Genomic DNA, 11,726 nt, shown 5'->3' with positions numbered 1-11,726 from the left:
GGCAGGTTGGGGTCGCTCTCGGCGGGTCGGGTCGCTCGCGCGTCGTCGCGGGCAGCTTCGGCGCGTTCACCGCCCGAGCGGCGTGGTCAAGCAGCCGGAAAACCGCGCCGTCGCGCCAGCACGACGACCGCCAGCACCGGCGCCATCAACACCAGCACGGTCCACGGGAACGAACCGCTGCCAGCGACGTCGAGCAGCACCCCGCCGACGACGCCGCCGGCCGCCATCGCCGCGTTCCACAGCGTCACGAGCATCGCCTGGACCGGGTCCGCGGAGTCGCCGCCCGCCTCCCCGGCCGCGGTCTGCAGCAACGTCGGCACCCCGCCCCAGCCGAGCCCCCACAGCGCGGCGGCGAGATAAACCAGCGCAGGTTCGGTCGCGAGCAGCGCGGCGGCGACCGCGACCAGCAGTGCGCTGACGACCATCAGCAACCGCAGCCGCCGGTGGATCTGCGCGCCGACGATCCAGATGCTCGCGATCGAGGCGAGGCCGAAGGTCAGCAGGACCAGGTCGGTGTCGCCGCCCATGCCGAGGCCGGTGAGGAAGGTGGCGAGGTAGGCGTACAGGACCGTGTGCGCCAGCACGAACACCAGCGTGACGAACAGAACCGCCCCGACTCCGGGAATGCGCAGCGCAGGCAGCATCTTCGGGCGCGCTCCCCCAGCCTGGCCGGGGAAGTCCGGCACCGCCGCGCCGATCCAGGCGAGCAGCAGAACGGTGAGCACGGTCATGGCGAGGAACGCGGTACGCCAGCCGGTGAGCTGGCCCACGAACGTCCCGGCAGGCACACCGAGGCACAGCGCGACGGGGATGCCAGCCATTGCTATCGCGATGGCGCGACCTTGCAGAGCGGGCTCGACCAGGCGTCGGGCATATCCCGCCAGCAACGCCCACGCGAGACCAGCCGCGACGCCTGCGACAAACCGCGCGACCATCGTCAGGCTGTACTCCGACGACACCGCGGTGACTGTGTTGGCCACGGCGAATCCGGCCATCGCGGTCAGGAGCAACCGTTTGCGCCGCCAGCCGGCGGTGACAGTGGACAGCGGGATCGCGGTCAGGACGGTGCCCAGCGCGTAGACAGTGACGGTCTGGCCGGTCGCCGATTCGCTGACGCCGAGCGAGCCGCTCATCGCGGGCAGCAACCCGGCGGGCAGGGTTTCGGTGAGGCTGGTGATGAACACCGCGGTGGCGAGAGACAACAGCGCGAAAAGCGGAAGCCGCTGGACAGGGCTGGCGACTGAGGTGGGGCTCATGCGCCCACTGTGCGGACCAGGGCTTCGGGAATGCTTACGATCAACTGACGGTGACCTGACGATGCGACGGGGGACGGCGATGCGGTTCGGGGTGCTCGGCCCGCTCGCGGTGTGGGACGGGACAGGCTCGCTGATCACCGTCCCGGAGGCGAAGGTGCGCGCGCTGCTCGCCGCGCTGCTGGCGCACGACGGCGGACCAGTCACCGCGGACCGGCTCGTCCAGGACCTGTGGGGCGATCACCCGCCAGGCAAACCCGCGGGTGCGTTGCAGGCCAAGGTGTCGCAACTGCGGCGCATCGTCGGCCGAGACGGCGTCGAACGACACCCCGCGGGTTACCGGCTGCGGATCGAGCACTCGGACGCCGCGCAGTTCCGGGACCTCGTCGCCCAAGCTCGCGCAACACCGGATCCAGCAGCCCGGGCAGCACGGTTCGCCGAAGCCCTGGACCTGTGGCGAGGCGAGGCGTTCGCCGACTTCGCCGACGAGGAGTTCGCGCGCCCGGCCGCACACCGGTTGGCCGAACTGCGGCTGACCGCAGTGGAAGAGCAGGCTGCCGCGCAGGTCGAGGCAGGCGACTACGCCGCAGCCGACGATTTGGCGGATGCCATCGCGCGGAACCCGCTCCGGGAAGGCTTGCGAGCGGCGCAGATGCGCGCGCTCTACCTGCGCGGCCGGCAAAGCGAAGCCCTTGCCTCCTACACAGATCTCCGCACCCAGCTCGCCGAGGAATTGGGCGTCGACCCGAGCCCGGAGCTGCGCGCGCTGTACGAATCGCTGCTCCGGCAAGACCCCGGATTGGCCGCCGAACCGCGTGGCAATCTCCCCCGCCCGCTGACGCCGTTGATCGGCCGGGAGGAGGCGCTCACGCGGCTGGCCGGGTTGCCGGCCCGGCTGGTGACGTTGACCGGGCCGGGCGGGGTCGGCAAGTCGCGGCTGGCCTTGGCCGCGGCGGGAGCCGGTTCTCCGCGAAAGGCACCAGACGGCGGGTGGCTGGTCGAGTTGGCGGGCGTCCGCGGCTCCGCGGCCGACCTGGCCGAAGCAGTCGCCGCCGAGCTCGGAATCCGCGACTCGGCCGACTCCGCCTCCCCGGCGCGACGACTCGCGACAGCCCTGCGCGACCGGCGGATGCTGCTCGTCCTGGACAACTGCGAGCACGTCGTCGAAGCCGCCGCCGAACTCGTCCAAACGCTCCTCCGCGGTACCCGTTACCTGCGCATTCTGGCCACCAGCCAGGAACCGCTTGGGCTGCCAGGCGAAGCCGTGTTCGCGGTGGAGCCGCTGCCGCCCGAGGATGCCGTGCGGCTGTTTACCGAACGGGCCACCGCGTCCGCCCCGGGTTTCGCGGCCGATCTCGACGCGATCACCGAAATCTGCCGTCGCCTGGACGGCCTTCCGCTCGCGCTGGAACTCGCGGCCACCCGCGTGCGCGGCTTGGGCGTGCGAGAACTGGCCGCCCGGCTCAACGACCGGTTCGCCGTCCTGACCCGAGGGTCGCGCGGCGCTCCGGCGCGGCAGCAGACCTTGCGCGCAGTGCTCGACTGGAGCTGGGAACTGCTCAGCGAACCGGAACGGACTGTCCTCAGCAGACTGGCCGTGCACCGCGACAGTTTCGATCTCGCTGCCGCCGAAGCCGTCTGCGCGGGAGACGCGGTCGATCTCGTGCTCCGGCTGGTCGACCGGTCGCTGGTCGCCGTCACGAACGGACCGGCCGGGGTCCGGTACCGGCTGCTGGAATCCGTTGCCGCCTATGCCGTCGAACGGCTGGCGGACCCAGTCGCCACGCGCGGCCGGCACCTGCGCCATTACCTGGAAATCGCCGAGAACGCCCGCTTGCACGGCTCCGAGCAACGGACCTGGCTCGCCCGGCTGGACGTCGAAGCGGGCAACCTGCGCGCGGCACTGGACGAGGCGATCTGCCGGGCGTCCGCCGAAGCGGTGCGGCTCGCGAAAGCGTTGTCCTGGTGGTGGCTTTTGCGAGGCAGGCTCACCGAAGGCCGACGCATGCTGTCGGCCGTTTTAGTAGGTGTCGCCGCAAAGGATCCGGAACTCACTGTCCTCAATGGATCGTTCGCCCTGCTGACCGGTGAACAAGCCCCGCCCGATTCCCCGGACAACGCGCGTGCACTGTGGCTGCGTGCCTACAGTTTGTTCAGCGTCGGCGACATCGACGCCAGCTACGAGGTGAACGAGCACGCCCTCGCGGCTGCCGGGGACGACGAGTGGGGCGTCGCCGCGGCGCTCGGCCTGCGCGCCATGCTGAGCCTGGTCCGCGGGGATCTCGCCGCGCTCGGCCGGGACGGCCTGCGCAGCGCCGAACTCTTCCGCCGCCTCGGCGACCGGTGGGGCGAAATGCAGACCATCCCGCCGCTGGCCGCGCTCGCCGAAATCAAGGGCGACTACGCCGAAGCCGCCCGTCGCCAGCACGAAGGACTCGCGATCGCGCGCGAACTGGACTTGCGAGCGGAAGTCTCGGCGAGGCTGTCCGGCCTAGGCCGCCTGGCCTTGCTCGAACGAGACTGGCCACGCGCCCGCGACCTGCACGAACAAGCCCTTCGCATCGCGTCCGACCACGGCTACACCTACGGCCGGATCCACGCCGAAATGGGCCTCGCCCTGGGCGCCCGCCGCTCCGGCGACCTCGACGCCGCCGAACACCGCCTGACCCGCGTCCGCGACGAATACCGCGGCCTGTCCTCGGTGGCCGGCGACCATCTGCTGTACGCGGAACTCGGTTTCGTCGCCGAATTGCGGGGAGATTCGGCGCAGGCGAAGAAGTATCACCTACAGGGTCTGGAGTATGCGCGGATGCTTGACGAGCCGCGTGCGTTTGCGCTGTCGCTGGAAGGCTTGGCCGGCACGGTGGCTCCGCAGACGGCGGCGTTGCTGCTCGGGGCTGCCGATGCGGCGCGACGGAGCGTCGACGCTCCCCTGCCCGCCGCCGAGCGAGGTGATGTGGACCGGATTACCGAAGCGGCACAAGCGGTTCTCGGTTCCGGCTTCGCCAGCGCGTTCGAGAGTGGTGCGCGGTTGTCCGTCGAGGACGCGGTGCGGATGGTCTCGTGAGCGAGATGATGGCGCCCCGCTGAAACGGGAGGCCCCGGCGCCCGGGACCTCCCGCCAGTCAGTCCACTATGGACGCACAGTGAGGATGAGCTTCCCCATCGCCTTCCGGTTCTCGATGGCCTCCAGCGCCTCCCGCACCTCCGCCAGCGGGTAACTCCCGCCCAGCGGCGGCACGATCGCCCCGGCCGCCAGTTTCGGCAGGAGTTCCGTCCACTGGCCCTGCAGGTACCCGGGACGCCCGAGCGCATACGCTCCCCACCCGACGCCCACGACGTCCAGGTTGTTGAGCAGCAACCGGTTCACCTTCACCTCGGGAATCGACCCGCCGGTGAATCCGATGACCAGCATCCGCCCGTCCGCGGCCAGGCAGCGCAGCGAATCGGTGAACCGGTCGCCGCCGACGACGTCCGCGATCACGTCGACCCCGCGGCCGCCGGTCGACGCCTTCACCGCGTCCTTGAAGCCGTCCGCCAGCACGTACTCGTCCGCCCCGGCCGCGACCGCCGCTTCGCCCTTCTCCGGCGTCGACACCACTCCGATTACCTTGCCCGCGCCGAACGCCTTCGCGACCTGGATCACCGCCGTCCCGACCCCGCCGGCCGCGCCGTGCACCAGCACGGTCTCCCCGGCCGCCATCCGGCCGCGCCGGCACAACGCGAAGTGCGCGGTCAGGTAGTTGAACGGGATCGCCGCCGCCTGCTCGAAGCCCAGTTCGTCCGGAATCGGGAACACCGCGTCCGCCGCGCACGCGACCTGCCCGGCGAACCCGCCCAGGAACGGCAGCGCCGCGACCCGGTCGCCGGCCTTGACCGCCGCACCGTCCGGGGCCTGCGCCACGACCCCGGCGACCTCCGCGCCCGGGATGAACGGCAGCTCCGGTTTCACCTGGTACAGCCCGCGCGTCTGCAGCACGTCCGGGAACGACACGCCGGCCGCGTGCACGTCGATCAGCACCTGGTCGGCAGCGCGCGAGGGCGAATCGACCTCGACGACGGAGACGGTCGACGGGCCTTCGAGATCCTTGATGTGTACGGCGTCCATGGTTCCGGACTCTAAAGTCCGAAGCCGCTCAAGTGAAGCAGCCCCCGGCTATCGCCCCGTCACGGTCTTGGAAGACCGGATCTGCCGCAGCAGGGTCTCGACGATCCGGCCGCGCAGTTCCCCGGTCCGCACGATCGCGGACAGCGTCGTCTGCGCCCACGGCTTGTTGATGGGGATCAGCGTGACCCCGTTCCCGCTGGTCGTCGAGGGCGCGAGGGTGTTCGCGATGGCGATCCCCACCCCGGCCCGCACCATTCGCTGCGCGGTCTCGGCGCCGTCGGTCGTGTACACGATCCGCGCGTCGATGCTGCTGGTCAGCTCCTCGAACGCGCGGCGCAGGATGCTGCCCTCGCGGAAGAAGATCAGCGGCTCGCCGGACAGGTCGTCGAGGTCGAACGTCTCCGCGCGGGCCAGCGGGTGGCTGTCGGGCACGCACAGCACCAGCCTGCCGGTCATCAGGTCGACGTAGTGCAGCCGCTCGTCGTCCGGCGGCTCGCCGGGCAGCGGGACGCGCGTGATCAGGCCGAGGTCGAACGTCCCGTCCAGCACGCCGTCGCGCACGATGTAGGTGCCGCCCTCGGTCACCTCGAAGCGGATGTTCGGGTGCCCTTCGTGCATTTCGCGCACCAGGTGCGGCAGCACGCGCATGCTGCCAATCGCGACGGTGCCCATGCTCACCGTGCCGATCTTGAGGCCGTCGATGGCGCTGGCCTCCTGCCGCAGCAGGTCCTCGGCCCGGATCGCGGACTTCACGTGCGGCAGGATCCGCTCCGCCGCGTCCGTCGGCCGCACGCCGTGCGCGCCGCGCATGACCAGCACGACGCCGAGGTCCTCTTCGAGCCGCTGCACCTGGTTGGTGATCGTCGGCTGGGACACGCCCAGTTCGTGCGCCGCCTGCCGGAAGGATCCGGTGCGCAATGCCGCCTCGAGGTAGCGCAACTGCTCGAATCTCACGCTCGGCCCCTAGTCACGCCGGGCAGGCGGCGCCGCTGCCGCCTGTCTCCCGGCCATCGTATGGTCGAGCACCCCCGAACGCTCAGCGCGCGAGGGCGTCGAGGCCGGTCGCGTCGACCGCGCGCGCCCCGCCGTCGATCGCGAGCGTCGCACCCGTGACATAGCCCGCGGCCGGGGTCAACAGGAACGCGATGGCCGCGGCGACCTCGTAGGGCTGGCCGAGCCGCCGCAGCATCGTCTTGCCGCTGAACTGCTCGATCATCGTGCGGGCGTGCGCGCCGGCGAGGAACCGGGGCGACAGGAACAATCCGGGCGCGACCGCGTTGACCCGGATGCCTTCCGGCCCGTATTCGTCGGCCAGCTGCCGCACCCAGCCTTCGAGCGCGGCCTTCGCCGGGCCGTATCCAGCCGCGTAGCTCCCGGCGCGGCTGCCGTTGATGCTCGAGACGTACACGATCGCGGAATCCGGCCTCGCCAGCAGCGGAACGAGGTGCTGGGCGGCGAGGAACGCGTGCGTCAGGTTGACCCGGAAGTCCTTTTCCCACTCGGCGAGAGTGAAGTCCGGCAGCGGTTTTCGCGTCATCTGGCCGATGACGTCCACGAACCCGTGCAACGGTGTTCCCGAGGCGTATCCGGCCAGCGCTCGCGCACCGTCCTCAGTGGACACATCGGCGGCGAACCAGTCCGCGCCGAGTTCCGCGGCCAGTTTCTCCAGCGCGGCCTCGTCCACGTCGACCAGCAGCAGGTCCGCGCCGAGCGAGCCGAGTGTGCGGGCGACGTGCTCGCCGATGCCGGCCGCGCCGCCAAGGACGGCGAAACGCTTGCCGTCGAGGCGGAACAGCCGCTCGTGCGGGACGTCCGGGGCGGCGACGGCGTCGTGAGGATCGTCGAACACGGTTTCAGGCTCCGTTCACGAAATCGGCGATGATCCGCCAAGTCTGCTCGGGGTGGCTGATGTTCGGGGCGTGCCGGTGCGGCACCGGCGCCACGGTCACCGCCGGGGTGAGATCGGCCAGGTGCTTCACCCAGCCCCGTTCGACCAGCGGATCGCCCGCGCAGTCGAACAGCAGGACCGGCGTCGTGACGTCCGCGAACGGCGCCGGGTACGGATCGGCGGGCCGGGCGAATCGCAACGGTTCCGGCGGCGTGGCGTGCGGGGCGAGCATCCCGGCGTAGTGCCCGGCCATGGCCGCCCACCGCATGCGGGCGTCGATCTGGTCCTCGATGCCCGGGTAGTCGTCGCACAGCAGCCGCACCAGCCGGGTCATGTCCTCGCGGGTGCCGTCGTAGCCGGCCAGTTCGGCGCTCGTCGCGCTGCGCCACGGTCCGCCGGTGCCGCTGATCGAGGTGACCGAGGCGATCCGACCGCGCAGAGCCGGGTCCAGCAGGGCGCGCAACGCGATCGAACCGCCGAAGGAGTTGCCGACGAGGTGAATCGGACCGTCGATGCCGAGCTGGTCGAGCAGCGCGTAGACGTGGCGCAGCCGGAACCCGAACGGCGACTGGTCCAGCCGGACGGCTTTGGCCGAACCGCCGAAGCCGAGCAGATCGGGCGCGACGACGCGATGCGTGCGGGCCGCGAGTGCGGCCACCGCGCCCCACGTGACGTCCGCGGACGCGCCCCAGGCGCCGTCGTGGAGGAAGACCACAGTGGACTCGTGGTCTTCTCCCCCGGCGAGATAGCGGGTCTCGAGGTCGTTGACGACCGTCGTGTGTTCGGTGCTCACAGCGGGAACTGTCTCCTTAGGACGGACGGGGTCGGTCACCGGAACTCGTACTGCTCGGGATCGACGGCCTGGGTGGCGCTGATGTACCGGTGCGCGGACAGCGGCCACATGATGGTCGAGCGGCCTTCCGCGTTCTGGTACCAGCTGTGGGTCTTGGACCAGCCCCACACGCGCAACGCGCTCGCCTCGCCGACCTCGTCGCGGTACTTGGCGAAAACGTCGCGGCGCAGCGAAAGCGAGGACTTTCCGGTGGACAGCAACTGCTCCACTGCGCTCAGCAAATACACCGACTGGCATTCGATGAACAGTACGAGATTGCCGTGCAGCAACAGGTTCGTGTTGGGACCGTACATGCAGAACAGATTCGGGAAGTCCGGGACAGTCAGCCCGAGATACGCGCAGGCATCGACGCCCCACGACTCGTGCAGATCCGTCCCGCCGGCGCCGGTGACCTTCATCGGCATCAGGAAATCCGACGCGTTGAAGCCGGTGCCGAAGACGATGACGTCCACCGGAACGTAATGGCCGTCCTCAGTGTGGATCCCGCTGCCGTCCACGCGGGCGATGCGTTCGGTGACGAGCTCGACGTGCTCCTGCTTGAGCGTGGAGATCCAGGTCCCGTCGTCGCGGATGATCCGCTTCGCGCCCGGCGGGTAGTCCGGAATGATTTTCGCGGCGAGGTCCGGCCGGTCCCGCACCTGGTTCAGCAGATAATCGGTGAGCAGCTGCCGCAATTGTTCATTGGCCGCCGATACCGCCTGCTCGGTGGGCGGATAAGCCGGGTCGACCGTCGCCGCGGCGAGCCGTCCGATCGCGCGCGGGAGAAAGATCGAGAACCGGTAATAGGCGCGGTACAACGGAATTTCGCGCAGCAGCGCTCGTTCCGCCGTCGAGATCTCCTGACGCAGTTCCGGGGTCGGCTGCAGATACGGCGCGCTGCGCTGGAAAACCGTCAGCGACTCCGCTTCCCGGGCGATCGCCGGGGCCACCTGGACGCCGGTCGCACCGGTCCCGATGATCGCCACGCGTTTCCCGGCGAGGTCGACGCTGTGATCCCATTGCGCGGTGTGAAAGACCGGCCCGTCGAAGGTGTCGAGGCCGTCGATGCGCGGGATCATCGGCCGGTTCAGCTGACCGACCGCGGAAACGAGGACGGAGAACTCCTCGGTCCTCTCGGGTTCCTCCGGCCCGGTCGAAGCGACCGCCCAATGCTGCCGTTCGTCGTCCCAGGCCGCCGAAACGACCTCGGCGCCGAAGCGAATGTGGTCCAGCAGCCCGTTTTCCTCGGCGAACCCGCGCAGATAGGAATGGATGACGTCCTGGCGGCAGAAGTACGACGGCCAGTCGTGCGGGAAGAACGAATACGTGTAAATGTGGCTGTGCACATCGATCCGGCAGTCCGGGTAACTGTTCTCGTACCAGGTCCCGCCGACGTCGGCGTTCTTCTCGAAGATCGTGAAGTCCACCCCGGCCTGCTTCATCCGCAGCCCGGCCATCAGCCCGGACAGCCCGGCCCCGACGATCGCCACCCGCATCGGCCGTGCCGGGTCGAGGTCGTCCTTCGTCCACTTCGGAGCGCGCGGATCGGTGCCCGGCGGGACAAATGCGACGCGCAGCAAATCGGCGTCCTCCCCGGCGGAACGGTCGAGTGCCCAAGCCGCGATCGCTTCAAGAACCGTCTCGGACGGCGAACCCGGCCAGCCGGCGACGCCGGCCAGATACGGTTCCAGCGTCGCGAAGCAGAACTCCCGAGCTTCGGCGTCCGTCGAGGCGTCGAGGCCGGTGGCGGGCAGCAGGTCCGGGTTCGGCCGCCACTGCGGGCGCAGCACGGCCGGATCGTCGGTCAGATGCGCGACGAGCATCAGCAACGCGGGAGTCTCCGCGGCCCGCAGCCGGTCGCGCACCTCCTCCGGGGACAGCTGAACTTCAGACAACTCGGGCACCCTTCGGGGTCTCGGCGAGGAATTCGGTCAGCAGGGCGGCCACCGGCCCGGGATGGGTGAACGCGGCGAGATGCCCGCCCGGCGCGAAACGCAGCTGAGAGTGCGGGATCGACGCGTGCAGGTTCTCCAGCACCGGACGCGGCGTGCTGACGTCGTCCTCGCCGCCGATGACCAGCGTCGGCACCGACGGCGGCACGGAAAAGTCGCCGACCGCGGTCATCGCTTCGAGGTAGGCGGCATGAATCGCCGGATCGCCGCTCAGGAACTGCTCGCGGGCCCGGTCGCGCAGCGGGTCCGGGCGGTCGCCGAACCAGCGGGTCATCGTCGCGTCGGCGAGCGCGGCCAGCCCGCCCGGCGCGCGGGCCGCCTCCGCCCGGCTGTGCGCACCAGTTCGGGCCGCGTCGTCGTAACCGCCGGTGGTCGCGATGAGGACGGCGGCGTCGAGAAGGTCCGGATGCCGGTGCGCCAAAGCCTGCACGACCATCCCGCCGAGAGAAATCCCGACGGCGGCGAACCGGTCGATCCGCAGCTGCCGGGCGAGGAACGCGAGGTCGTCGGCCAGCGCGGCCAAGGAAATCGCGCCCCCGTCGCTGTCCCCGTGCCCGCGAAGATCCGGGAGCACGCAACGAAAACTCTCGCCGAGTTCGGCGGCGAGCGGCTCGAACCACGAACCGTCGAGCGCGAGCGAATGCACCAGCACCACCGGCCGCGAGCCGTGGCCGGTGACCCGATAGGACAGACCCGCGTCGGTCATGCCCGTTCCTCCTCCGCCTGCCGGCGTTCCTCGGCGGCCACGACTTCCTCGCGCAGCCGGCCGGACAGGGTTTCCAGGTATTTCGCGAACTCCGGCGAGGACGTGCGCATCTCCTGGGTGCGCGGGCGCGGCAAGTCGATCCGCAGGTCGGCGACGATCCGGCCGGGCCGGGCGGCCATCAGCACGACGCGGTCGCTCAGCAGGATCGCCTCCTCCAGGTCGTGCGTCACGAACACGACGGTCGGCCGTTCGGCTTCCCAAAGCCGGACGAACTCCTGCTGCTGGTTCGCCCGGGTCTGCGCGTCGAGCGCGGCGAAGGGTTCGTCCATCAGCACCACGCGCGGGCTCTGCACGAGGGTGCGCGCGATCGCGACGCGCTGCCGCATGCCCTGCGACAGGTGCAGCACGTCCGAATCGGCGAATTCCTCGAGCCGCACGCGGCGCAGCCATTCGTCCGCCCGCCGCCTGCGTTCCGCGGCCGGGACGTGCCGGACTTCCATGCCCAGTTCGACGTTGCGCCGCACCCGCCGCCACGGCAGCAGCGCGTCACGGGCGAACATGAACGCGACGTCGTCCGACGTGCCGTCGACCGGTTCGCCGTCGAGCAGGACGCTCCCGGCGCGCGGCCGTTCCAGCCCGCCCGCCATGGACAGCGCCGTGGTCTTGCCGCAGCCGGACGGGCCGACGATGCTCACGAACTCCGACGCCGCGATGTCCAGGTCGAAATCCTCCAGGACGAGCACCGCGCGGTCGCCATGGATGAAGTTGTGGCTGACGTGGCCGAAACTGATCGGCGCGCCTGCCTGGCCGGGGCGCTCGTCCTTGCGCTGCGCGGATTCCGGCCCCGGACGCACCATGCTGGTCTGCCTCATTGCAACTCCGCTTGGTCGAGAGAACCGTGATGCTCCGCGACCCCGGCTGCGGGTGTCAATACAAACGCGCGCTGCCGCGGGCTATCGCGCCGATAGCCCGCGAACCGTTGCCACA

9 protein-coding genes are annotated in these 11,726 nt (G+C 70.4%); 1 reads left to right on the top strand and 8 read right to left on the bottom strand.

Annotation, left to right across the window (positions count from 1 at the left end):
• Nucleotides 1-86: 86 nt before the first annotated feature.
• Nucleotides 87-1,256, bottom strand: a complete 1,170-nt coding sequence (locus tag ABD156_RS40400; RefSeq protein WP_344286324.1) for an MFS transporter — start codon at nucleotides 1,254-1,256, stop codon at nucleotides 87-89.
• A gap of 61 nt (nucleotides 1,257-1,317) precedes the next feature.
• On the opposite strand from ABD156_RS40400, the gene ABD156_RS40395 reads away from it, so the two are divergent.
• Nucleotides 1,318-4,320 carry an ATP-binding protein gene (locus ABD156_RS40395; protein WP_344286323.1) on the top strand — a complete coding sequence of 1,001 codons (3,003 nt, stop codon included), beginning with the start codon at nucleotides 1,318-1,320 and terminating at the stop codon, nucleotides 4,318-4,320.
• Between the two features lie 66 nt (nucleotides 4,321-4,386).
• Here the strand turns inward: ABD156_RS40395 and ABD156_RS40390 are convergent, their stop codons facing one another.
• The 7 genes from ABD156_RS40390 to ABD156_RS40360 form a co-directional block, all read right to left on the bottom strand.
• A complete protein-coding gene (locus ABD156_RS40390) occupies nucleotides 4,387-5,361 on the bottom strand; it encodes an NADPH:quinone oxidoreductase family protein (protein WP_344286322.1) in 975 nt (324 codons plus the stop codon).
• Between the two features lie 48 nt (nucleotides 5,362-5,409).
• Complete coding sequence (locus ABD156_RS40385) at nucleotides 5,410-6,315, bottom strand: LysR family transcriptional regulator (RefSeq protein WP_344286321.1); 906 nt, start codon at nucleotides 6,313-6,315, stop codon at nucleotides 5,410-5,412.
• 82 nt (nucleotides 6,316-6,397) lie between these two features.
• Nucleotides 6,398-7,210: an SDR family NAD(P)-dependent oxidoreductase gene (locus tag ABD156_RS40380; RefSeq protein ID WP_344286320.1), complete on the bottom strand. Its 813-nt coding sequence runs from the start codon at nucleotides 7,208-7,210 to the stop codon at nucleotides 6,398-6,400.
• Between the two features lie 4 nt (nucleotides 7,211-7,214).
• The gene (locus tag ABD156_RS40375; RefSeq protein WP_344286319.1) at nucleotides 7,215-8,042 is read right to left on the bottom strand and encodes an alpha/beta fold hydrolase; all 828 of its coding nucleotides are present in this window, start codon (nucleotides 8,040-8,042) and stop codon (nucleotides 7,215-7,217) included.
• 35 nt (nucleotides 8,043-8,077) lie between these two features.
• On the bottom strand, nucleotides 8,078-9,976 hold the full coding sequence (locus tag ABD156_RS40370; protein ID WP_344286318.1) for a flavin-containing monooxygenase: 1,899 nt from the start codon (nucleotides 9,974-9,976) through the stop codon (nucleotides 8,078-8,080).
• On the bottom strand, nucleotides 9,969-10,739 hold the full coding sequence (locus ABD156_RS40365; protein ID WP_344286317.1) for an alpha/beta fold hydrolase: 771 nt from the start codon (nucleotides 10,737-10,739) through the stop codon (nucleotides 9,969-9,971). The genes ABD156_RS40370 and ABD156_RS40365 overlap by 8 nt, the downstream gene beginning before the upstream one ends.
• Nucleotides 10,736-11,611 carry an ABC transporter ATP-binding protein gene (locus ABD156_RS40360; RefSeq protein WP_344286316.1) on the bottom strand — a complete coding sequence of 292 codons (876 nt, stop codon included), beginning with the start codon at nucleotides 11,609-11,611 and terminating at the stop codon, nucleotides 10,736-10,738. The genes ABD156_RS40365 and ABD156_RS40360 overlap by 4 nt, the downstream gene beginning before the upstream one ends.
• Between the last annotated feature and the right edge of the window lie 115 nt (nucleotides 11,612-11,726).

The sequence above is a fragment of the Amycolatopsis albidoflavus genome, assembly GCF_039525725.1.
GTDB classification, from domain to species: Bacteria; Actinomycetota; Actinomycetes; order Mycobacteriales; family Pseudonocardiaceae; genus Amycolatopsis; species Amycolatopsis albidoflava.
This window is presented reverse-complemented; position numbering and strand designations above follow the sequence as displayed.